The following is a 24,280-nucleotide window of genomic DNA, read 5'->3' on the forward strand; positions in this document are numbered from 1 at the left end:
CATCATCAAGACGTTATAAATCGCTTCATCTGGGATTGCGTGGTTTCAACGCAGATGCTTATCAAGGATCAACTTCTGCAGCACTTCAAAAGGGATCCACTCACGTCTTTGAAGCCTATTTTTCAGCACCGAAGAACAGCAAGGTGCCGCTTTGCACAAGGAGATTCGCAGTTTGACGCTTGGTCAGGCACCTCTAGAGTCTGCTCTGAATCATCCCTCGCATGCAAAAGTGCCATAAACCATCAAAACACCCAGAGGGTGGCCGCCAAGCGCTTGGAGGGCAGTGGGTGATGGCCTACCCCATAAACAGCCACTTTCGGCCAAAGGTAAGAAGAGCGAATACCGAGGTACTCGCCGCTGTTATGCGAACGACCTCTACAAGTTTATCGCCAACGCAGTTACTCATCCCCACCCAACTTGCCACGCCCCCCCATTTGCTCATCATAGAACTGCCCCAGACCCAGGCTACCCACATCACGTCGCAATTGGATATCGTAGATAAAAATCTTGTTGAAGACCCGGTCCAGCCGCACGTACTGGTAGGTCGCCACCGTGGTTTCATTGACCACCAGCTTGATGGGATCCGTTCTGTACACACCGAAATGGCTGGTGGGCCTGAGTTTTATCTTGGAAAACGGCTCTGACGACAAATACACGTAGACAGGGGTGTACATTGAGTAAATATTGTCTTTGCGAATTAGAGGTGGCAATACCATTGCCACCCATTACCTGGACCGCCATTAAGTCACCCGCACTTATTTTTCATAAAAGCACAGGCAGCATTAACCATGCGACGACAGCGATTAACTCTGCGCTAACACTTAGCTATAATTGATAGATATATCATATTCGATTAGATCTATTTTTGGTTAACAATAACTATCAGTTTGCAGTTGTTTGCTATTCATCAAGACCATGATTTTGGACCGAACCCAGACGGTTGCTGGCAGGGCTGTAGGAACGCAACCTGCAAGGCTGAAGGGTGGATCCGTGACTGTGCTTCTCTACAGCGCAATATTTGCCATATTTTTATACAGTATGTAAATTTGCGGCCATCGGCTCCATTTGGCGATAAGAGGTGCATTCACCTAGAGAGTTCGCTAAAAAAATCATAGCAAATATCACATCGAGGTAGCATTTTGAGCCACAATACAGCAGTCGTATTGCTGTGCTGACTGAGGTCGGCATGCCCGGTTGTTGTAGTTCATGGCCTGCCCTCCTCCCCGTTCAGCCAAGCGCCCCGCCAAGAAGAAAAAAACATCCAAATCCGCGCCCGGTCTGTTGCGCGGTTTTCTGCGTGGCCTCTTGGGCAAAGGGGCGATAGCGGCTTACAGCGTAGTCGCAGCCATCACGTCTGCGGCCTATGTGCCGCAGCTCGACCACATTCGCCAATGGGCCATCAGCAGCAGCACGCAATGGCTCCAGCGCCAACCGCCAGTGCAAACCGTCCAGCACTGGGTCGACGGGATCCAGTCCACCGCTGCAGACTGGCAGGCCCGTTTTACGGAGATTGCGCGGCAAAGCCGGGGCGGTGCACCAGACGCCGGCCACGCGAGCGCTCCCTCAGCACCCAGCGCCCAAGCCCCCTCCAGCCAAGGCAACAACGACAAAGGCCGCGAGGGCTTTGCCGAATGTGCCGAGCAGTTGCCCGCCAGCGCGCCGCTCAGCGCGGCTAGCGTGGGCCGCAGCTGGATGCCGGTGACCTTGTGCTCTACAGGGTTCGCGGTGCTGTACTCGGGGCTGTCGAAAACTCCGATCGTCACCGTGGAACGCCTGAGCCGCCAGCGGCTGCAAAGCGCGGCAGGCTTGCCGCGTACCGACCACTTCTATGCCGATGCGCGACTGCGCGCCGCCTACAAGGCCGAGCTGTCCGATTACCAGGCGAGTGGATATGACCGGGGCCATATGGCGCCGGCGGCGGACCAAAGCACTGCTACGGGCATGGCGCAGTCCTTTGCGCTCTCCAACATGGTGCCGCAGGACCCTACCCACAACCGCCAGGTCTGGTCCAAGCTGGAAGCGGATGTGCGCAAATATGCCAAGCGTGCCAGCGGCAATGTGTTTGTCTACACCGGTCCCTTGTTCGAAGGCCACACCCCCACCATTGGGCGCAACCAGGTCTGGGTGCCCAGCCATTTGTACAAGCTGGTGTTTGATGAGCAGCAGCAGCGCGCCTGGGCCTGGGTGCTGCCCAACCAGGGCGATGCGCAGTTGGGCGCGCCGATGAGCTATGCACAGTTTGTGCAGCGGACAGGGCGCAATTTCTTGCCCCATCTGCACTAGGAGCCGCTAACACAACACTTGATACGTTGTTACCTCGCCGGCCGCGCCAAGCCTTGCCGTACGCCTGTACTGTCTGCAACTTGACGCCTAGTCGGGGACGCCAAGTCTCAACCGCAAACCTTCGGTTTGCTGGGTCGTGTTAACGGCTCGAAGCATCATCTGGCGCTTTAGGCGCCCGGCTTCATCCAATCGGCATGCCAGCCGCCACCCAGCTCCTGGATGAGCTGGGCCGCCGCCAGTTGCTGGTTCAGCTGCAGCTGGATCAGCGAGCGGCGCGCCGACAGGGCGGTGGCCTGGGCGGTGACCACATCGGTGTACGGCACCTGGCCTTGCTGGTAGCGGTTCAGCATCTGCTGCTCCACCTTCTCTGCCGAATCCAGGCTTTGCTGCAGCAGCGGCTTCTGGGCATTGAGGGCGGCCACATTGCTCAGCACATCCTCCACCGCCTGGAAGGCCGCCAGCACCGACTGGCGGTAGGTCGCAGTTCGGGCCGCATGCGCGGCGCGGGCAGAATCGACCTGTGCCGTGGTGGCACCGGCGTTGAAAATGCTCTGGCTCAGCGATGCACCCAAAGACCACAGCAGGCCCGAGGCGCTGAACAAATTGCCCAGGTTGGAGCCGGAGCGATTGAGCGAGCCGCTCAGGCTCAGGCTCGGGTAATAAGCGGCCTGGGCCACGCCGATCTGGGCATTGGCCGCAGCCACCGCACGTTCGGCCGCTGCAATATCGGGCCGGCGCTCCAGCAGGGTCGAGGGCACCACGCCGGGGATCTCGGGCACGGTCACATTCCAGGCGGCGGGTGGCAGGTCGAACTGGGCCGGTGCCTGCCCTGTCAGCACCGCAATCGCATGCTCATAGGTCTGGCGGGATTGGCGCAGGGATTCCACACTGGCTTGCGTATTCGTCAAGGTGGTCTGCGCCTGCAGCACCGCCGTGCGCGCCTCCACCCCTACGTCGTAACGGTTCTGGGCAATCCGCAGGCTGCGCTGGTAGCCCTCGATCGACTGCTGCAGGATCTGCATTTCGGCATCGGCCTCGCGCAGCCTGAAGTAGTTTTGCACCAGACTGCCCACGGCCGACAGGCGCGCTGCGGCCAGATCGGCCTCGCTGGCCTGGGCGCTGCTTTGCGCCGCACTGACCGACTCGCGCAGGCGGCCCCAAAGATCTGCATCCCAGGCAGCACTGATGCCCAGCGAGGCACTGCCATTTCCATTGGACTGGCCGCCGCCCTGGCGCGTTTGGCCCAAAGTTCCATTGACGCTCGGCAGCAAGCCGGCCTGCTCCACGCGCAGCGCCGCCTGGGCCTGCTGCACGGCGGCTGCGGCCGCTGCAATGTTCTGGTTGTCCACCTGCACCTGGGCAGCGAGCTGGTTGAGCTGTTCGTCCGCAAACAGCGTCCACCAATCCCCCCGGTCCACGGCATCGTTGGGCTGGGCGCTTTGCCAGAGCGCGCCGGCTTCCTTGAAGCTGGCGGGCGCCGGGGTGGTCGGCACCTGGTAAACGGGGGCCACCGAGCAGGCGCTCAAGAGGCCGGCGCAGCACAGTGCCAGCGCCAGGCTGCGCAGCAAGGGCGCAGGCCGGGCCGCACGGAGAGAAGGAGAAAAAGCGAAAGATGGCGTCATGGCGTATCAGTGTTCCAGGGTGGGCATGCCGTCGTTCGAGGCACGGCCCAGGTCGCGCTCGTTAGGGGCGCGGCGGCGCAGCTTGTCCAGCAGCACGTAGACCACGGGGGTGGTGACCAGGGTCAGCACTTGGCTGGCCAGCAGGCCACCAATGATGGCGATGCCCAGCGGCTGGCGCAGCTCCGAGCCCTGGCCAAAGCCAATGGCCAGTGGCAAGGCACCCAGCGCGGCCGCCAAGGTGGTCATCAAGATGGGGCGGAAGCGCAGCAGGCAGGCCTCGCGCACCGCATCAATGGCAGACAGGCCCCGCGATCGCTCGGCCTCCAGCGCAAAGTCGATGATCAGGATGGCATTTTTCTTCACGATGCCAATGAGCAAGAACACCCCGATGAGCGCAATCACCGTGAACTGCATGTTGAACAGCATCAGCGCAATCACGGCACCCACACCGGCCGATGGCAGGGTGGACAGCACGGTGATCGGGTGTACTAGGCTTTCATAGAGCATGCCAAGCACGATGTAGATCACCACGATCGCGGCCAGGATCAGGTAAAGCTGCTGGTTCTGCGATTTCTGAAAGCTCAGGGCCGTGCCCTGGAAGCTGCCGCGCACATTGATCGGCATGGCGATATCGGCCTCGGCCTGGGCAATCACCTGCTGGGCTTCGCTCAGTGCCACGCCATCGTCGAGATTGAACGAGATCGTCGTCGACAGCTCGCCGTCCTGGTGGTTCACGGTGGTGGGCGCGGGGCGCTCCATCACTTTCGCAAAGCTCGACAGCGGCACCATGGTGGCAACGCTGGTACTGATCACGCTGCCGGTCGATGCACTGCGTAGCGCCGGGTTGGCCGCCGTGCCCTCGGTGCCGCTCAGGTTGGAGGGCACATAGATATCCTGCAACGCCGGTGGCCCGCGTGTGTATTCCGGCGCCCATTCCATGATCACCGAGTACTGGTTCAGGTCGCTGTAGATGGTGGCCACCGACCGCTGGCCAAAGGCGTTGTAGAGCGCATTGTTGATGGACTTGGAGTTCACCCCCAGGCGCGCTGCTGCCTGCTTGTCCACCTCCACATACACTTCCACGCCGCTCTCCGACTGGTCGGTGTCCACGTCCTGCAGCAAGGGCTCCTCCTTGAGGCGCTCGGCCAGGCGCGTGGCCCATTTCTTCATGTCGGCGGTGTTGTCGCTCTTGATCGTGTACTGGTAGGTCGAATTGGACGAGCGTCCGCCCATGCGCAAGTCCTGCACCGGATTCAGAAACACGCGCAGACCGGTGATCTGCGACAGCTGCGGACGCAGCCGCGCCACCACCTGCAGGCTGGTCACATCGCGCTCGCTGACCGGCTTGAGGTTGATGAACACAAAGCCCCCGCCCGAGCGGCTGCCACCGGCAAAGCCCACCACCGTGTCAATGGCCGGGTCCTGCTGGATGATGGACAGTGCCTCCTTGAGCTTGCCCGCCATCGCTGTGGACGAGATGCTCTGGTCCGCGCGCAGGCCGCCAGCCAGTTGGCCGTTGTCCTGCTGCGGGAAAAAGCCCTTTTGCACATGCATGAACAGATAGCCGTTCATGCCGATGACGATCACCAGGATCAGCATCACGACAAGCTTGGCATGCAGCGCCCAATCGAGGCAGCGTTCATAGACGCGCAGCATCCAGCCATAGCCGTACTCCAGCGCGCGGGCAAAGCGGCTGCGCGGCGCCGTCTCGATGGCATCCTCGTTGCGCAGAAACCAGGCACACATCATCGGCGTGGTCGTCAACGAGATGACCAGCGAGATCATCACCGCGACCGACAAGGTCACGGCGAACTCCTTGAACAAGCGGCCGATCTGGCCTTCCATGAACAGCAGCGGTATGAACACCGCCACCAGGGACAGGCTGATCGACAGCACGGTAAAGCCCACTTCGCGCGCGCCCTGCAAGGCAGCGGCCATCTTGTCCATGCCCTGCTCGATATGGCGGCTGGTGTTTTCCAGCACCACAATCGCGTCATCGACCACAAAGCCGGTGGCCACCGTCAGCGCCATCAGGCTCAGGTTGTTGAGGCTGAAGCCCAGCAGGTACATCACGCCAAAGGTGCCCAGCAAGGACACCACGGTGGCCACGGCCGGAATCACCGTGGCGCGCGCCTTGCGGATAAAGGCGCCCACCACCAGCACCACCAGGATCACCGAGACCATCAACGTGGTCTCGATCTCATGCAGCGACGAGCGGATGGAGTTGGTGCTGTCGCTGGCGACCTGGATCTTCACATCCTTGGGCAGCTGGGCCTGCAGCTCGGGCAGCAGCTTGCGCACGTTGTCCACGGTGTTGATGATGTTGGCGCCCGGCTGGCGCGTGATCAGCACCAGGATGGCAGGCTGGCCATTGAACAGGCCCATGGTGTAGACATTGGCCGGCCCGTCGATGACGCGCGCCACATCGCCCAGCCGGACCGCCGCGCCATCGCGCCAGCCCACCACCAGGCCCTGGTACCAGCTGGCCTTGCGCTCGGGCGCCGGGGTGTAGATCTGCAGGCGGTTGCCGCCACTCTCGATAGCGCCCTTGGGCCGGTTGGCATTGGCGGCCTGGATGGCGGCGCGCACATCCTCGGTCGCAATGCCGTAGTGGCTCAGCGCCTGGGGCAGCAGCTCAACCCGCACCGCGGGCAAGGAGCCGCCGCCGATTTCCACATCGCCCACGCCATCTACTTGGGAGATGCGCTGGCTCACGACGTTGGAGACCTCGTCATACAGCTCGCCGGGCGTGCGCGTGGGCGAGGTCATCGCCAAGATGATGATCGGCGAATCCGAGGGGTTCATCTTGCGGTAGGTGGGGTTGCTGCGCAGGTCCGAGGGCAGATCGGTGCGTGCGGCATTGATGGCGGCCTGCACCTCGCGCGCGGCGCCATTGATGTCGCGGTTCAGGTCAAACTGCAAGGTCACATTGGCCGAGCCGGTCGAGCTGCGCGAGGTCATCTCGTTGACCCCGGCAATCACGCCCAGGTGGCGCTCCAGCGGTGTGGCCACGCTGGAGGCCATGTTCTCCGGGCTCGCGCCCGAGAGGCTGGCCGACACCGAGATCACCGGGTAATCCACCTGCGGCAAGGGCGCCACCGGCAGCGCAAAGAACGCGGCAATGCCCGCCAGTGCCATGCCGATGGTCAGCAGGACCGTCGCGACCGGGCGTTTGACGAAGGGCTCGGACAGGTTCATGCCTGCACCTCGGCATGGCTGCCATCCGCATTGCCGGCTTGGCGGCGGCCAAAGCGGGCGCCGAGGCGGTCAAACACCAGGTAGATCACCGGCGTGGTGAACAAGGTCAGCAACTGGCTCAGCATCAGCCCGCCAAAAATGGCCAGGCCCAGTGGGCGGCGCAGCTCAGCGCCCTCGCCCCAGCCAAACATCAGCGGCAGTGCGGCAAACAAGGCGGCCAGGGTCGTCATCAGGATGGGCCGGAAGCGCAGCAAGGCCGCCTGGTGGATGGCCTCTTGCGGCCCCATGCCCTGGTTGCGCTCGGCATCGATCGCAAAGTCGATCATCATGATCGCGTTCTTCTTGACGATGCCGATCAGCAAGATGATGCCGATGATGCCAATCACGCCCAGGTCGTTGCCGCTGATCATCAGCGCCAGCAAGGCGCCCACCCCCGCCGACGGCAAGGTGGACAGAATCGTCATCGGGTGCACATAGCTCTCGTACAGCACGCCCAGCACGATGTAGACGCAGACCAGGGCCGCCAGAATCAGCACCAGCTGGCTGGTGAGCGAGTTCTGGTAGGCAGCCGCAGCACCAAGGAACTCCATGGTCAGCGACGCGGGCATGCCAATATCCTTGGCCGCCTGCTTGATGGCATCGACCGCATGGCCCAGCGATACGCCAGGTGCCGTGTCAAAGCCCAAGGTGGCAGCCGGGTACTGCGACACGCGGGTCACCTGCAGCGGTGCCATCTGCTCCTCGATCTTGGCAATGGCCGACAGCGGCGTCGCACCCGTGCTGCTGGCATTGATGGCCAGGTTGCCCAGGGTCTGCACGCTGTTGAGCTGCTCTTGCTGCGCTTCCAGAATCACGCGGTACTGGTTGGTCTCGGTAAAGATGGTCGAGACAATGCGCTGGCCAAAGGCGCTGTACAAGCTGTCATCAATGCTGCTGGCGCTGATGCCCAGGCGCGATGCGGTATCGCGGTCCACATTCACATAGGCCGACAGGCCCTTGCGCCCGGCATCGCTGGTGGCATTGCGCACCTCGGCCACGTTCTGCAGCTGACTGACGAGCTTTTGCGTCCAGTCATTGACCTGGTCGGTGTTCACGCCGCCAATTGACAGCCGGTATTCGGTGGGGCCGGTCTGCGAGTCGATGGTCAGGTCCTGCGAGGGCTGCAGGAAAATGCGCACCCCTGCCACCTGGCTCACCCGCTCACGCAGGCGCTGCATCACCTCGTCCTGAGCATCATGCGGGCGGGTCAGGTTGATCGACAGGCTGCCGGTGTTGAGCATGGTGTTGTTGGCGGCATCCACCCCCACCACCGAGCTGACCGAGGCCACATCCTTGTCCTGCAGGATGGCGCTCACGGCCTGCTGCTGCAAATTGCTCATGCGGGCAAAGGAGACCTCTTGCGCCGCCTCGATTTGCGCCTGCAACTGACCGGTGTCCTGCGTCGGGAACAGGCCCTTGGGAATGGCCAGGTAGAGCAGTCCCGTCAGCACCACGGTGGCCACGGCCACGACCAGGGTCAGCGCCTGGTGGCGAAACACCCAGTGCAGGCCCCGGTCGTAATGGTGGATCACCTTGTCAAAACCGCGCTGTACCGAAGAAGCCCAGCCACGCGTGTGCGCGCTGGTGTCCTCTTGCTTGAGCCAGCGCGCCGACATCATCGGCACCAGGGTCAGCGATACCACCGCCGAGATCAGGATGGTGATGGCCAGGGTGACCGCAAATTCGCGGAACAGGCGCCCGACGATATCGCCCATGAAGAGCAGCGGAATCAGCACCGCGATCAGCGACACGGTCAGCGAGATGATGGTGAAGCCGATCTGCGCTGCGCCCTTCAAGGCCGCAGCCATCGGCGTCTCGCCCTCTTCGATATAGCGCGCAATGTTCTCGATCATCACGATCGCATCGTCGACGACAAAGCCGGTGGCAATCGTCAGCGCCATCAGGCTCAGGTTGTTCAGGCTATAGCCCAGCAGGTACATGGCCCCGCAGCTGCCGATCAGCGAAATGGGCACGGCCAGGCTCGCAATCACCGTGGCACGCAGGCTGTGCAGGAAGAAGAAGATTACCAACACCACCATCACCACGGCCAGCGCCAGCTCCATCTGCACATGCTCGACCGAGGCGCGGATGCCGGTTGTGCGGTCGGTCAGCACCTTGACCTCGACCGAGGCCGGCAGGGACGCAGTGAGCTCAGGCAGGCGCTGCTTGATCGCATCCACCGTCGCAATCACATTGGCGCCGGGCTGGCGCTGCACATTCAGGATGATGGCCGGCGTCTCATCGACCCAGGCGGCGAGCCGGTCGTTCTCGGCACTGGCCACCACGCGCGCCACATCCTTCATCAGCACCGGTGCGCCGTCCTTCCAGGACACCACCAGGTTCATGTAGTCGTCCGCGGTCAGCAGCTGGTCATTGCTGTTGATCGAGTAGGAGCGCTTGGGGCCGTCAAAACTGCCCTTGGCGGTGTTGGAGTTGGAATTGCTGATGGCAGTGCGCAGGCTGCTCAAGGTGATGCCATTGGCGGCCAGCGCCTGGGTGTTGGCCTGGATGCGCATCGCAGGCTTTTGCCCGCCTTCCAGGCTGACCAGGCCGACGCCCGCGACCTGGCTGATCTTCTGCGCCAGGCGGGTGTTGACGATGTTCTGCACCTCGGTGAGCGGCAGCTCCTTGGAGGTGATGGCCAGGCTCATCACCGGCGTGTCGGCCGGGTTCACCTTGGCATAGATCGGGGGAGCGGGCAGGTCGGCCGGCAGCAAGGCACTGCTGGCGTTGATCGCTGCCTGCACCTCTTGCTCGGCCACATCCAGCGACAAGCCCAGCTGGAACTGCAAGGTCACGATGGACACGCCGGCCGCGCTGGTCGATGCCATGCGGTCCAGGCCGGACATCTGGCCGAGCTGGCGCTCCAGCGGCGCACTCACCGTGCGGCTCATCACCTCGGGGCTGGCGCCGGGGTACAGGGTCTGCACCTGGATGGTGGGGTAATCCACCTCGGGCAGCGCCGACAGCGGCAGCAGCCTAAAGCCCACCAGACCGGTCAGCACGATGGCCAGCATCAGCAAGGCCGTTGCCACCGGCCGCTGGATAAAGGGACGGGAAGGACTCATCGCTCAGCCCGCCTTACTGGTTGGCGCGCTGGGCGGGTTGCACGGTGCTGGCCGCTGGCGCCATGCCCTTGGGCACCTCCTCCGGTTTGATGGCGGGTGCGGTCTGGCTTGATCCGGTCGCAGAGGTTGCTCCGCCCGAGCCACCTGAACCGCCAGAACCACCGGCACCAGCAGCTGGCTGGTCTGGGGTCACCGCAGGGGCTGCAGCACTGGGCTGGCCGGCATTGGGCTCAACGGCTGCACCACCACCCCCACCACCACCGCCGGCGGGCGCGCCATTGCCCGCTGCTGCGCCGGATGCCGCTGCACCAGGTGCCGCACCGCCGGGTGCCGCACCATTGGCGCCCCGGCCTTCGCCATTGCCTCGGCGCCCACCGCCCTCGCGCGGGCCGCCCTCGCGCGCACCGCGCCGGCCACTGCTGGCGCCATGCGCCTGGGTGGGGGTATCGCCTTGCAGCGCCACCACAGCGCCGTCCTTCAAACGGTCAGCGCCCTCGGTCACCACCAACTCACCCTCTTTCAGGCCGGAGTTGATGGCCACCCACTCGACCGTGCTCATGCCCCGGATGACAGTGCGCTGGGTCACGGTGCGGTCGGCGTTGATCACGTAGACAAAGTCGCCATTGCCGCCGGTGCGGATGGCGGTGACCGGAATCACCAGTGCGCTCTCATCCTTCAAGGTCAGGCGCGTATTCACAAACTGGTTGGGGAAGAGCGAGCCATCGCTGTTGTCGAACCGGGCCTTGGCTTTGACGGTGCCGGTGGCAGTGTCCACCAGGTTGTCCAAGGTCAGGAACACGCCCTGGGCCAGGGTCTTGTTACCTGCGCGGTCCAGCGCTGCCACGGGCAGGCGAGCATCGGCCTTTTGCGCGCCCAGCACCGAGGGGATATGGTCCTGCGGCACGGTAAAGCTCACATCAATCGGCGCGATCTTGGTGATGACAGCGATGCCAGTGGTGCCACCGGCGCTGATGTAGTTGCCCGGGTCCATCGTGCGCAAGCCAATGCGGCCATCGATGGGCGAGGTGATGGTGGCATAACCCAGGTTGAGCTGGGCGGTTTGCACCTGGGCCTGGTCGGTGAGCACCGTGCCTTCGAGCTGCTTGGCCAGCGCGGCCTGCGTGTCCAGGTCCTGGCGGGCAATCGAATCCTGGTCCCACAGGGTCTGGTAGCGCTTGAGCGTCACGCGCGCTGCATCAAGCTGCGCCTGGTCGCGCGCCAACTGGCCCTTGGCCTGCTGCAGCGCTTGCTCAAACGGGCGGGGGTCAATCTGCGCCAGCTTTTGGCCCTTCTTGACCATCTGGCCTTCGGTGAACAACACATCGCGCAGAATGCCCGAGACCTGGGTGGTCAAGGTCACCGTGGTGGTGGGCACCACCGTGCCCATCGCCGTCAAGGTCACCGGCAGGGTCTGGCGTTTGGCCGCTGCGCTGCCCACCGTCACCGCCATGGCGCGCATCGCACCGGGGCCCATGCCGGGCGGGCCGCCTGCACCGGGTGGGCCACCCATGCCGGGGGCGCCAGCGGACATGCCGCTCGGGTTTTTCTTGCTCTGCACCAGGTACCAGGCCCCGCCCGCCAAGCCTGCTACCAGCACGATGGCGATGGTAGAGCCCAGCCAACGGCTGCGCCGCTTGGGTGCTGCTGCAGCACCGGTGTTCAGCCCGGCGTCTGCCGCGCCTGGAGCTGGGGTGGTGGTGGGACGGGTTGAATTATTGGAGTTATGGTCCATGGCAGCAATCGGTAGAGGTAGATGACAGCGGGCTCGGGCGAAACTCCCCCATCGGCACCGGCATGTAAAGAATGACCGCATCCTAGTGCAGCCATGTTGCACCTGCCCTGTACCGACTGCGAAGATAAGTAAACACCCGCGCCGCCAGCCCCGAGTCTACTGAGATTCCATGGCCACAAGCCCTTGGCAAGGCTGTTGGCTGCGCAGATTTTTGCGCCGCTGTTCTGTCGGCGGCTACAGGCATCCATGGCGGTACTTGAAGCTGCACAGCCCAAGTAAGCCAACACTTGCGCAGCGCCTGCCAAGCAGACGGATAACCCAAAAGCACTGTGCCGCACGGCCTCGCCCGCATTGTCCCCATTGCACGGGCACAATACTGTGGAAAGCTGTGAAGAATCTTGTAGATAAGCAGGGCAAGCTGCTGATTTCTAATAGAAATGCAGTACTTGCCCAAAATTGAGGCATAGCGGGGCCTGACCAGACATTACTGCAGGTTCTGGCCTGTTCAGCGGTGGTTGTTCAGCAGTTCAAGCCTGGAGCAACGCCCTCTTTGAGCCATCACCGCGTTGTCCCCAGTCCATGGGCACAATCTTGTGGAAAGGTCTGTGCACAGCTGTAGATAAGCCATCTAAGTTGTTGAAGCTATGGCACAAAACGATTCATGATGAAAAAAAAGGCAGCCTGCTTAGGCTGCCTGGGTGCTGTGGAGAACAGCGGACTGAGGATCAGGCATCGTTGCGCTTGATCTGTTGCAGGCCTTCTGCAGTGATGGCCATGTAGCCTTCACGCTCCACCACCATGCCGCGTTCCAGCAGGCGCTTGGAGACGTGCGCATGCACGGCATCCTCCAGAGAAATCTTTTCTCCCAGTTCCAATTTCTTCAGAACGGCCAACTCATCGACCGTGGGTTCAAACACGGGAGCGTGGTAAGCGGTGTGGGTCGTGTTGGTGGATAACATGGCAACTCCTTATATGGTTGCGATACGTGCGTGTAGGCCTCGGACTTGCTCGGGGTCTGCGCGTTGGCGCATCTGGTAAATGGATGCCACGAAGCGTAAGACCGTTTTTCGAAAGCGCCTGTAGGCGAATACCGCCAGCCTATCGCGCTGTGGAGCCGCATTGCATAACTTTACGACCCCGCTGCCCGAGATTTACAGCGCGGCAGCGCAACGCCGTTTGGGCGCCGCTCAGCGTGTGGGCCAGCGCCCCAGTTGGTAGGCACTGTCCCAAAACATCCATTCCAGCTCTGCGCTATAGCGGTAGGCCTCCGCCATGCGCGTGCGGGTGGCGCTGTCAGCGCCTTCGGCCAGCCGGTCGATGGTGGCAATGACGGCGCGCACGGCGGCATGAAACTCCTCGCTGGCATAGGTGTCCACCCAGGCCTGGTAAGGGTTGTCGGGCTGTGAGCGGGCATGGATATCGCGCCCTACTTCGGCATAGATCCAGAAGCAAGGCAGCAGCCCCGCCAGCGCCACCGGGTAGCTTTCCGACCAGCTGTTGGCCAGCAAAAAGCTGGTGTAGTGGTGACATGCTGGTGTGAGTGGCGTGGCGGCAAAGTCCTGCGCGCTGATGCCAAAGTCGCGCATAAAGCCATCGTGCAGCTTGCGCTCCTCCACCACGGCCTCGTTCGCTGCATTGGCAAACTGCACCACGCCATCGGCATGGTCGGCCTTGGCGGCAGCTACCGCCAGCGCACGGCCATAGGCGACCAGGTAATGCGCGTCCTGGATCATGTAATGGCGAAAGCGCTCGACCGACAAACTGCCTGCCGCCAGCTCGCGGTTGAAGGGATGGTCCAAGGTGCGCTGGTACAGCGCCTGGTTGGCTTGCCACAAGCCCTGGCAAAACGACATGCAAACTCCTCAAGTGATCGAAGACAAGCGCTGATTGTCGGCCAGCACTGCCGGGTTTGGCAGCATCCAACCCCATGACAACCAGGGCATGCATGCAGCGCAGAAGCGGCTACGATCCATGCACTGCAGTCCATGGACCTTCAACCGAACCTGCCCTGCCCATATGTCCAGCCCCGCACCCTTGTTGACCACTGCCCAGCAGCAGGCGCTGCAGGCCGTGCAGCGCCGTGGCGGCCCGGTGCGCGAGCACTCACCTGCACCCGCACCGATCCATGTGCACTTTCATCCCGACTGGATGGTCCCGGACTGGATGGTCCCCGACTGGATCGTTCAAGGCCAGCCGCTGCTGGCGCTGCTGTGCCAGCAAGGGCGCTACCAGTCGCAGTTTGAAAGCGGCCGCAGCAATGGCAGCTACAGCCCGCAGCCCCAGGGCGAGCGCTGGCAGTGGGAGGACCAGCAGTTTGCGGGCGCTTACAACCACGCCGACCCCGCAGAGCGGCCCGTGTACGGCGCGGTGGACCTGGAGCCCTTGGGCCATCCAGGCCACCGGGGCTATGGCGCCGCGCCCCGCTTTGGATCGGCGTATCTGCAGTTGCACAGCGCTGCCACGGCACGCAGCAGCTTTTGCGACCCCGACAGCTACTGGCAGCCCCACCATGTGGGCCTTTGGCAGCAGATGGACTGGCAGCAGCTGCAATGCCTGCAACTGGCCGACCCGCTGGACCACTATGTGGAAGCGCAGGTGCATGGCGGCCTGCTGCTGGCGCGCGATGTGGCGGCCGTCTGGCTGGACCCCTGCTACTGCGATACACCGCTGGCGCAGGCCGTGCAGCAGTCCGGTCTGGCCTTGCGCTTTCACCCCGGCTACCGCTTGCAGGCGAACCAGTTGGCGCAGGCCAGCCAGTACCGGGGTGCCGAGGTGGCCGAGGTGCTGGCCCATATGCTGCAGCAGGCGCCGGGCGGGCTCACGCCAGCCGCTCTGGGCCAGGCCCAGGCCCGCCATCGCTATCCGGCACCGCTGCTGAAAAAGGCCTGGCATTGCATCGCCCACCTGGGCAGGCAGTCGGGTTAGGGCCGCATCACCGATAATCGCTGCTTTTGTCGGCGCAGGCGCTCCACGCAGGGCCCGCCCATCCTCCGGATCCGCATGTCTTCTCCCGCACCCACCCACCGGTTTGATACCGTCATCATTGGCGCAGGCGCAGCCGGCCTGTTTTGTGCGGCGCAGGCCGGCCAGCGCGGGCTCAAGGTACTGCTGATCGACCATGCAGCCAAGGTGGCGGAAAAGATCCGCATCTCGGGCGGCGGGCGCAGCAACTTCACCAACCGCGATCTGGATGTGCGCCAGCCCCATAAGCATTTTGTCGGGCAGAACACGCAGTTCTGCCGCTCGGCGCTGTCGCGCTTTGGGCCGGCCGATTTTGTGGCGATGGTGGACAAACACGGCATTGCCTACCACGAGAAGCACAAGGGCCAGCTGTTTGCCGACCACTCCGCCGAAGACATCATCGCGATGCTGATGGCCGAGTGCCGCGCCGGCCAGGTCACCCACTGGCAACCCTGCGCCGTCAGCGCTGTCGCGGCGCTCGACACCGATGCCCATGGCCAGCGTTTCCAGGTCAGCACCGCCCAGGGCACAGTACACTGCCGACACCTGGTGATCGCCACCGGCGGCCTGTCCATCCCCAAGATTGGCGCCACCGACCTGGGCTACCGCCTGGCCCAGCAGTTTGGGCTGGCGCTGGTGCCGCGTGTGCCGGGCCTGGTGCCCATGACATTTGATGGCAGTGCCTGGGCACCCTATGCACAGCTGGCGGGCCTGGCCTTGCCGGTGGTGATCGGCACTGGCAGCAAGAAAACCCGCATGAGCTTCAACGAAGACCTGCTGTTCACGCACCGGGGTCTGTCCGGGCCGGCCATCCTGCAGATCTCCAGCTACTGGACGCCCGGCACGGCCATCGACATCAATCTGGTGCCCGAGGTGGATGTGGCCGAGCAGCTGCTGGCGGCCAAGCAGCGCTCGCGCAAGCTGATTGCCAATGAGCTGGCCAGCCTCGTGCCCTCGCGCCTGGCCGATGCCTGGGTGGCACAGGATGCCGATTGGCAGCGCCCCATCGCCGAGGCCAGCGACAAGGCCTTGCTGCGCTTGGCCGAGCGCCTGACGCGCTGGGAGCTGACCCCCACCGGCACCGAAGGCTATAAAAAGGCCGAGGTCACTGTAGGCGGTGTGGACACCAAGGAGCTGTCGCAGCAGACGATGGAGGCCAAGCAGGTGCCGGGCCTCTACTGCATCGGCGAGGTGGTGGACATCACCGGCTGGCTAGGCGGCTACAACTTTCAATGGGCCTGGGCCAGTGCAGCCGCCTGCGCAGCGGGCATCGCAGAAAGCCAGTAGCAGCACGCCAGCAGCAGGGAGCGAACGGCGCGTCAGAGCAACAGTTCAAGCCCCACAGCGGCGCGCCAACCGCGTCCGTATTGCCCATTGATCAAAAATTGGTTATAATCCCACCTCTTTGCTGGCAAAGCCCTGTCTGCCAATACTAGTCAATATGACAGGGCAAAACCGCCATTCAAGGCTTTGGGGCGCGATCTTCCCCAAAACCCGCTGTTGGCACCAATGGAAACATTAGCTAATGACGACTATCCGTGTAAAAGAAAACGAACCCTTTGACGTTGCGCTGCGCCGCTTCAAGCGCACCATCGAAAAGCTGGGCCTGCTGACCGACCTGCGCGCTCGCGAATTCTACGAAAAGCCAACCGCTGAGCGTAAGCGCAAGAAGGCTGCTGCCGTGAAGCGCCACTACAAGCGCGTTCGCAGCATGCAACTGCCCAAGAAGCTGTACTGATCGCAGCTCTCACAGGCCTGACGCAATCTGCCCAGGCTGTGATACCACCCGCGCTCGGGACGCCAGGCGCGGGTTTTTTGTTTTCTGGCCATCGCCAGATTTTTCAGGCAGACCGCTGCTTGCTTGGACGGCCTGCCAACAGGAGCATGTTATGAGCTTGAAAGCACAAATCACCGAAGACATGAAGACCGCGATGCGCGCCAAGGACACCGAACGTCTGGGCACCATCCGCTTGCTGCAAGCTGCGATGAAGCAGAAGGAAGTGGACGAGCGCGTCGAGCTCGACGACACGATGGTGATTGCCATCGTCGACAAGATGATCAAGCAGCGCAAGGACAGCATCGCCGCGTTTGAAACTGCCGGCCGCCAGGACCTGGCCGACAAGGAAAAGTCGGAGATCGACGTCATCAAGGCCTACCTGCCGCAGCGCATGTCTGCCGAAGAAGTGACCGCCGCCGTCCAGGCCATCGTGGCTGAACTGGGTGCCTCCGGCCCCGGCGACATGGGCAAGGTCATGGCTGCCGTCAAGACCCAGCTGGCCGGCAAGGCCGAGATGGGCCAGGTCTCTGCTGCTGTGAAGGCCGCACTGGCACCCTGATCGCATCAATGCACGCCAAGGGGCGCTGGCGCCTCCTTGAGCTGACCTAAAAAAACCACTGCAGCACCTAGCTACAGTGGTTTTTTTGTGGGCGCGCGGCGCTCAGTGGCGGCGGCGCTGCCGCGCGCTACGCAAGCCCAGCGCTGCACATCCCGCCAGCAGCAAGGACATCAGCAACTGCCCTGCCGGCGATACCGTGGGCACCGCAACTGGCGCAGGCGACGGTCTTACCGGTGGCGTAGGCTCCGGCACTGGTTGCGGTTGCGGTTGCGGTTGCGGCGTTGGCGTTGGCGTTGGCTCTGGTATCGGAGTGGGCGCAGGAGGGTCCACCTCCACACTGCTGCGGTAGACCTCGTCCTCATCCTCACTGCTGCAAGGCGCGTCCTGACTGCACTGGGCCGCATCCGTTACCCGGGCCAGATTCCGCACACGCGCAGGCACCATGGCGGTGATCTGCGCCAGCACGGCATAGTGGATGGATTCGCCGCCCGCCAGCGTCACGCCGGTACAACCGGACGGGTTGCACACTCCGGCGGCACTGTTGGCGCCGACCTCGGTCGCGCTGATCTCCGTCACCACCATGCCGCTGGGCACATCGTCCCACTGCAGCTGCACAGGCATGCCGCCTTGGTTGCGCAGCGTCACCACATAGCGGGTGCTGCTGCCTTCCAGCACCTGGTCCACCCCATTGCTGCTGAGCACGCTGATATGGGCAGGGGTCAGCACCTCGGTGCGCGCCTGGGCACAGCTGTCGGCAGGCAGGCAAGCCGCGCCGGGCACCGGCGGCTTGCTGCCACCCAGTGGGTCAATCGCTGCATGGTTGGTGATGCTGCCAGCCAGCGCTGGCGCCACCGCATGCAAGGTGTAGAGCGCGCTGGCGCCCTGCGCCAGCGCAGCGTCCAGCACTAGCTCGCATAGCAAAGGCTCGCCACCGCACACCACCGATGCCACACCCGCACCGGGCGTCGCCCCCGTCAAGCGCATGCCATCGGGCAAGGCCTCGGCCACCGTCAACGTCTGCCCGGCGGCGACCGGCGTCTGGCCACTGTTGCCAATGCGGAACTGGTAGTCCAGCGCCTGGCCCACCTCCACCGTTGCGGCGGCAGTCTGGCGCAAGCTCAGATGCACGGGCGTGCGCAGAACATCGGTGTCAGTTGCAACGCAGGGCGTTGCCGCATCGCAATGGCCACCTGTCAACGTAGCGGTGTTGCTGACGGCGGCATCAGCACGGCCGCCCACCAAGGCGGTAACCCGCGCTTGCACCTGGTAGCTGACGCTGGCATTGGCGGCAACCGTGATGGCGCTGCAGCCTATCGGCGCCTGCAGACTGCAATTGCCAGCATCGCTGGGTGCGATGGCTGCCACTGGCGTGATGGACTCGACCTCCATGCCCTCGGGGTGGTCCAACCAGGACAGGCCGCTGGCAGGCATGCCACCGCTGTTGCTAATGGTGACGGTATAGCGGCTGCGCGCGCCTTCGGTCAGCGCATCCACGCCATTGCTTTTGCGGATGCTGAGGGCAACGGGCGGCACGATGGCATCGCGGTCCTCAGCGCTGCAGCTGTTGCCGCCGCTGCAAGCAGCGCCAGTCAGCGTCAGGGCATTGCGTGCGTTGCCTGCACCGACCTCGCCGGTGACAGTCGCCTGTACCGCATACGCGATCGATTCGCCCGCAGCCACGGCGATATCCGAGCAACCTGCGACGGTGCACAGGCCCGCATCGCTGTTGGCGCCCACCGTGGGGGCACTGATGCGGTCAATGCGCAGGCCAGCCGGGCTTGCGGCCCAACGCAGGCCCGCAGCGGCACTGCCGCCGGTGTTGCGCACCACCACCTGGTAGACAGTACCAGCGCCCTGGGCCAGCACATCCACACCATTGCTCGCGCTGATGTGCATGTTGGCCGCCGACACCACCAGGTCGGTATCGGTGCTGGCGCAGCCGGTCACCGACTCGCTGGTACAGGTGCCGCCTTGCACCACTGCCTTGTTGCTGACCGAAGCACCGGCAGCGACGCCCGCCTGCAGCTTGGCCGTGACGAGATACTGAATGGACTTGCCCGCTGCCAGGCTGATGCCGCTGCAGCCGGTGATGGTGCAAGTGCCTGCGTCACTGCCAGCCCCCACGGTGCCTGCACGGATCCCACTGATGGTCATGCCGCTAGGCACATCCTTCCAGCTCAGACCCGAGAACGCGGTCGCTGCGCTGTTGCTCAAGGTCACGTTGTAGCTGGTCTCGGCACCCACGGTCAGGCGGTCCTGCCCATTGGTCTTGACGATGCTGACCGAGTCGGCCGCGACGATCAAATCCGTATCGGTGCTGCTGCAGCTGGCGGGGCTGCCGTTGCGGCAATTGGCACCATCGACCACGGCCGTGTTCGATGCCATGCTGCCGGCTACGCCGGTGACCTCGGCCTCGACCTGGTAGGCCACAGAGGCACCCGGCGCCAGGCGCAGGCCCGTGCATCCATTGCTGCTGCACACACCAGCATCGCTGCCCGCACCCACCGCCCCGGCCACAATGCCCAGCACGCGCAGCCCTGTGGGACTGTCCATCCAGGAGACATCGCTGGCCAGTGAGCCACCAGTATTGGTCACGGTGACGGTGTAGACCGTGCGCCCCCCCTTGGTAATGGCCGCCACCCCATTGGTCTTTTGCACACTCAAGGCGGCAGGGGTGCTGACGGCTTCCTGGTTGTAGGCGACAAAGGCGATGTCCGAATCGCCACTCAAGGCTTGTACAAAGCCAGCCACCTGCCCCATGTTCTGCGGCGTGATGCCAAAGTCCCTGAAGTGGTAGGCGACCATCCGCAAGTCCCGATTGCCATCTGCGATCGTCGACTTGGTGTGGTTCGGATTCCAGAACTGCCAGTTCTGCCGGGCTACGATCTGCACACCGTTCAGCGCGATGCTGACGCTTTTGCCCACCACCGCACCGTTCTCGTCAATAAAGTAAAACGAGTCTGTCTTGGTGGATGGCTGCCCTACCTGGGTGACCAGCACATCGGGCACATCATCGGTGGTGGATTCCGGATTGCCTACGCTCGCACTGAAGCGCAGCGAGCTCGCCGGGATATTGAACAAGGCCGTACTCAGATCCAGGCCACGCACGCCGTCAGACAGGTAGTCGGCACGGCTCTTGGAGGTATCGTAGCTGGCGCTTTGGGCAATTGCATTGAGCCCGCCAGCGGCTGGCACCGAGCTGACATTGGGCGTGAAAGCCTGGAACACCACCGGCTGAAAAACACCACCCAGCACCGCATCATTGACCCCTGTCGAATAGCGCACACCACCGGCCGTGAACGCCAGCAAATCGTTATGCCCATTGGCTGGCGTCGCAGTCGACGCATTGGCAACATTGGCGGTCCAACTGTTGCTGTTGAAACTGCCCCATACGGCGGTCACCTCATCTGAGGCATGGGCGGATGCCAGCCCCAGCAGACCACAAAGCCACACCACACCGCGCACCCATTGGGCACCAGGTGCCACACCAGTCACTGATCCCATCACAACCTGACCCATCTTTCAGAAAACATCGGCATCGAAATGCCAAGGCCCTGAGCCATTGCAGCATCAGGGCCGATGTCCATGAGTTGAACTTTAAAAAATCATTAACTCAATCTACTATCAAAAAAATCGGCGTTGGGTTCCCATGCCCTGGAAGTCATAAGAGCAAGAACAGGACCTGCCAAGCTTGATACCGATCAAGAAAATTTCAATTCGTTATTTATGTATCATTTTATTTCACGATTTAATACACCGTATTGCTAGTGGTGTATCGCGTCGTGCGCATGTTTGCCAGCGCATAGACACCATCTCGTTAAGTTCATAGATGGCCTATCTACAGGCCCGGCAAGCGCTACGGGTCTTATTGGGGCGGGCGGCACAGCAAGTGGAATGGCGTTGCAGTACCAGGATTGCAGTATTTAGTAACCATTTCCAGCAAAATCCTTGGTCTTGCGATCATCCTTTTACAATGCTTGGTTGACCGTCGGCCTGCTTTGCACGCCGGCAGCCTTGTTTCACTTTCTACGAATACACCCATGCGACTGATCTCCAAAAGCCTCACCGCTGCGCTGATAGCTTGCGCTTTCTCCTCAGGTTGGGCTGCTAACACGATTGCCCCGCAGAACGGGAACTGGATCATTTCCGAGGAACTGGGCGGTAAGCCAGGCCGCGGTATGGGCATTGATGTCCAGGATGGCGTCTTCCTGATGCAGCTGTACAACTACAACAAGGATGGCAGCGCGACCTTCCACATGGCGACGGGTGCGGTCGTAGACAACAAGGTCGACGTTCCGCTTAAAAAATACAAAGATGGTCCGTATTTCGGCAGTGGTCGCCGAGATGGTGTCGAAGCCGAAGACGCGGGCAATGTGAAGATCCAGTTCACCAGCCGAACCACTGCGATCATCCAGCTCCCAGGCGAAGAGCCCAAGCAAATGCAGCGGTTCAACTATGAAGGCACTCCGGAAGACCAGTGGTCTGACCCCGCTTTTGTAGAGCGCTGGGCCATGGTGGCGATGGATGCCGATGGCAAACCTACCACCACCTTCTTTGCCGATACCGCGATTGGCTCTCAGATGGCCATGGTCCCGAACATGGCTGCCGGCTGGCCTTACAAATCCAGCAGCAAGTTCACCGTGCATACGCTGGACCTGGCCACGCCCAACAAGCATGGCTTCATGGAATGCGACTACCTCGGCTCGAACATGGAGTTCAGCTGTGTCGGCGAGCAGATTGACACCAGCTCCGGAAGCGCTGTGCGCAAGCCAATCAGCCTGGTCATGCAACGCAGCATCGACGACCTGCAAGGCACCTTGACCCTGGACGGCAGCGACACGAAGGTGATGGGCGCACGTGTGGAGCAAACGGCGTATGCGATCGAAGAGAACAAGGTCGTCACGCGCGCTTATTTCCGCCGCAATTCGCTGCCTGAAGCAGGTACCTGGATCGTCAGTAACGAAGTGACCGGAAAAGCGGGTCGAGGCATTTCGCTGGATCTGCAAAAGCCGGTGGGCAGCAAGCATCTGCTGTTCATGCCGATCTACAACTATGACGAAAAGGGCAATGCCACCTTCCATATCGGCATGGCGACGCATAGTCCCAGCTCGGTCAATCCGTCCTTGCCGAACATTCCAGTGATCAAGTACAAGGGCGGCCGCTACCTGGGTGGCCCAGCACAAGATGGCGTTGAGGACGTCTATGTCGGACCTGAACAGATCACCTTCAACACCACTGCGACTGGCCTGATCCAGTTCCCCAAGGAAGATGCGACCAACTTCAAGCGCTTCTACTTCGGCATCGACCAGGACAGCGTAGACAGCCTGGTTGGAACCTGGGCGCTGGTTCCGCATGCCGGCGCGGTCAAACACCGTATTCTGAATCTGAAGAAAACCGCCAGCGGTGTGGTGGAGGACAAGGACGCAGGCTACACCTGCACCGTGTCTTACTGGCTGGATCTGCGCTTTGTCTGTGAACCCAAGACGCTTACCGCTGACCAGCAGCGCATTCGCCTGGGTGCAGGCTTCTACGGTGCAGCCCGCGCTATTTTGGGTGATGGTGGTTCCCTGCCTGACAGCTCGCCGGAGCTGACCGCTATCCGCATCTCCGATGGACAGGGCAACCTGGTTCAGGGCGGCCCGCTCTACCCCGTGGACGATGAAGGCAGCAACCCTGGCAACGGAGAGGCTGCTGCGCCTACTGCCCAGATCGGCACGGTGACCGGAGCAGTGGAAGGCGGCACCGTCACGCTGGAGGGCAGCGGCAAAGCAGCAGCTGGCAAGCGCCTGACCTACAAGTGGACGCTGAGCTCTGCCCCTGCAGGCAGCACCGCAGAACTGAAGGCTGCCGACACCATCAGCCCGAGCTTTGTTGCGGACAAAGCAGGCAGCTATGTGATCACGCTGGTGGTCAATGACGGCAGCAAAGACAGTGCCGTAGCCAAGGTGACCGTGACGGTCATGCCCAAGGACGGCATCCAGCTTCTGCGTGACGATGACTCCTCGGCCTCGGGCCAGGCACTGAGCTGGCCCTATACCGCTTCCTCGGAGATCAGCGCCAGCGTTGCCTGCGTTGGTGCCTGCGACAACACGTACAAGATTGCGCAGTACAAGCTCAAGGTCAATGGCGCGGACTACACGATTGCTGACCTCAAGGCCACAAATCTGACCACGGGATCCAGCGTCAAGGCGTCGTTTGAAGGGCTGACTGAAGGCCAGGTGGTCGCTTCGGACAAGCCGGTATCGTTTGCGCTGCGCAGCGCCTATACCAATGGCAAGACGGTGAACCTGAAGTTCAGCTTCACCATCAAGGAAACGGGCCAGTCCTTCACCTACACCAGCAGCTTCAAGACCAATTAACTTCTGGTAGCGGGACATCCGTAGCACGGCCCCGCCAACCGCCCTGCCTTCTGCCTAGCGGCAGAAGGCCTTTTTTTTGCCTGACCGCTTCTTAACGGAGACAAGGAAGAGCGCTTTGTCTGGCCCGAATGTGGTACACACCGCATAGTCGTGTTTCATCTACCCGGCGGCCAGCCGCAGCGGCACCCGCTGCGCGATGTACCGAGCCCTGCGCTTCCCCCCTGCCTGCCCACGCGTTCTGCTTTCCGAGCCCCATGCACCACACCGACGAATCAGCGCGTCCCACCACCTCCGCCACCCCCTCCAACCTAGCACTGGCGGGCCTGCGCGTGGCGGGCGAACGCCTGGGTGTGCGCATGGATCCGCCCCAACTGGGACAGCACACCCAGGATTTGCTGCGCAGCCTGGGTTATGGCGATGACAGCATTGCCGCCCTGCGGGGCAGCCAGGCCATCGCAGGCTAAGCGCTTGCAGCGCCAAATGTGAAAATCGATCAACCAGGGCGTTTGCGGCAGTCTGTCCTACAAAGCCCTCGCTTGCCCCCGCCTAGGCTGTGGCTCTTCGTCGCGGCACTTGGGGATATGCTTGGCCATCTGATGGAGCGTATTGGCGCTGCTGAAACTTGTACCCCGCCAGGCACTCCAAGCCCGGTGACCTGGGCTCCCGCCATTTATTGGCAAGC

The 24,280-nt window shown here is 62.6% G+C and carries 15 protein-coding genes; 7 read left to right on the plus strand and 8 right to left on the minus strand.

Annotation, left to right across the window (positions count from 1 at the left end; genetic code table 11):
- Window positions 1-398: 398 nt before the first annotated feature.
- Window positions 399-596 (minus strand): hypothetical protein, encoded by a 198-nt coding sequence (locus tag LPW39_RS04240; RefSeq protein WP_230771596.1) that lies wholly within the window; start codon window positions 594-596, stop codon window positions 399-401.
- Window positions 597-1,206: 610 nt separating this feature from the next.
- On the opposite strand from LPW39_RS04240, the gene LPW39_RS04245 reads away from it, so the two are divergent.
- On the plus strand, window positions 1,207-2,283 hold the full coding sequence (locus tag LPW39_RS04245) for a DNA/RNA non-specific endonuclease (protein ID WP_230771598.1): 1,077 nt from the start codon (window positions 1,207-1,209) through the stop codon (window positions 2,281-2,283).
- Window positions 2,284-2,450: 167 nt separating this feature from the next.
- On the opposite strand, the gene LPW39_RS04250 is transcribed toward LPW39_RS04245, so the two are convergent.
- From LPW39_RS04250 to tenA, 6 genes are all read right to left on the minus strand, one after another.
- On the minus strand, window positions 2,451-3,905 hold the full coding sequence (locus tag LPW39_RS04250) for an efflux transporter outer membrane subunit (protein ID WP_230771599.1): 1,455 nt from the start codon (window positions 3,903-3,905) through the stop codon (window positions 2,451-2,453).
- Between the two features lie 6 nt (window positions 3,906-3,911).
- Complete coding sequence (locus LPW39_RS04255; RefSeq protein ID WP_230771601.1) at window positions 3,912-7,103, minus strand: efflux RND transporter permease subunit; 3,192 nt, start codon at window positions 7,101-7,103, stop codon at window positions 3,912-3,914.
- Window positions 7,100-10,210 carry an efflux RND transporter permease subunit gene (locus LPW39_RS04260; RefSeq protein WP_133858084.1) on the minus strand — a complete coding sequence of 1,037 codons (3,111 nt, stop codon included), beginning with the start codon at window positions 10,208-10,210 and terminating at the stop codon, window positions 7,100-7,102. Before LPW39_RS04260 ends, LPW39_RS04255 begins: the two co-directional genes overlap by 4 nt.
- Window positions 10,211-10,223: 13 nt before the next feature.
- Window positions 10,224-11,942: an MdtA/MuxA family multidrug efflux RND transporter periplasmic adaptor subunit gene (locus tag LPW39_RS04265; protein ID WP_330166588.1), complete on the minus strand. Its 1,719-nt coding sequence runs from the start codon at window positions 11,940-11,942 to the stop codon at window positions 10,224-10,226.
- 725 nt (window positions 11,943-12,667) lie between these two features.
- The gene (locus LPW39_RS04270) at window positions 12,668-12,901 is read right to left on the minus strand and encodes a hypothetical protein (protein ID WP_230771603.1); all 234 of its coding nucleotides are present in this window, start codon (window positions 12,899-12,901) and stop codon (window positions 12,668-12,670) included.
- 228 nt (window positions 12,902-13,129) lie between these two features.
- Window positions 13,130-13,795: a thiaminase II gene (gene tenA / locus LPW39_RS04275; protein ID WP_230771604.1), complete on the minus strand. Its 666-nt coding sequence runs from the start codon at window positions 13,793-13,795 to the stop codon at window positions 13,130-13,132.
- Between the two features lie 163 nt (window positions 13,796-13,958).
- Here tenA and LPW39_RS04280 point away from each other — a divergent pair, with 163 nt between their 5' ends.
- The 4 genes from LPW39_RS04280 to LPW39_RS04295 all read left to right on the plus strand — a co-directional run bounded on the left by LPW39_RS04280 (window position 13,959) and on the right by LPW39_RS04295 (window position 17,239).
- On the plus strand, window positions 13,959-14,867 hold the full coding sequence (locus LPW39_RS04280) for a DUF3626 domain-containing protein (RefSeq protein ID WP_230771606.1): 909 nt from the start codon (window positions 13,959-13,961) through the stop codon (window positions 14,865-14,867).
- A gap of 75 nt (window positions 14,868-14,942) precedes the next feature.
- Complete coding sequence (locus LPW39_RS04285) at window positions 14,943-16,190, plus strand: BaiN/RdsA family NAD(P)/FAD-dependent oxidoreductase (RefSeq protein ID WP_230771607.1); 1,248 nt, start codon at window positions 14,943-14,945, stop codon at window positions 16,188-16,190.
- 238 nt (window positions 16,191-16,428) lie between these two features.
- Window positions 16,429-16,641, plus strand: a complete 213-nt coding sequence (gene rpsU, locus LPW39_RS04290; RefSeq protein WP_007833691.1) for a 30S ribosomal protein S21 — start codon at window positions 16,429-16,431, stop codon at window positions 16,639-16,641.
- 151 nt (window positions 16,642-16,792) lie between these two features.
- Window positions 16,793-17,239, plus strand: a complete 447-nt coding sequence (locus LPW39_RS04295) for a GatB/YqeY domain-containing protein (RefSeq protein ID WP_230771609.1) — start codon at window positions 16,793-16,795, stop codon at window positions 17,237-17,239.
- Between the two features lie 102 nt (window positions 17,240-17,341).
- Here LPW39_RS04295 and LPW39_RS04300 read toward each other — a convergent pair whose 3' ends face one another.
- A complete protein-coding gene (locus LPW39_RS04300; protein ID WP_230771610.1) occupies window positions 17,342-20,743 on the minus strand; it encodes a DUF11 domain-containing protein in 3,402 nt (1,133 codons plus the stop codon).
- A 674-nt stretch (window positions 20,744-21,417) separates the two neighbouring features.
- Here LPW39_RS04300 and LPW39_RS04305 point away from each other — a divergent pair.
- Together LPW39_RS04305 and LPW39_RS04310 are read left to right on the plus strand one after the other, a co-directional pair.
- Window positions 21,418-23,598, plus strand: a complete 2,181-nt coding sequence (locus LPW39_RS04305; RefSeq protein ID WP_230771612.1) for a PKD domain-containing protein — start codon at window positions 21,418-21,420, stop codon at window positions 23,596-23,598.
- 254 nt (window positions 23,599-23,852) lie between these two features.
- Window positions 23,853-24,062, plus strand: a complete 210-nt coding sequence (locus LPW39_RS04310) for a hypothetical protein (protein WP_230771614.1) — start codon at window positions 23,853-23,855, stop codon at window positions 24,060-24,062.
- The last annotated feature ends 218 nt before the right edge of the window (window positions 24,063-24,280 follow it).

This window comes from Comamonas koreensis (genome assembly GCF_021026195.1).
Lineage (GTDB): Bacteria > Pseudomonadota > Gammaproteobacteria > Burkholderiales > Burkholderiaceae_C > Comamonas > Comamonas koreensis.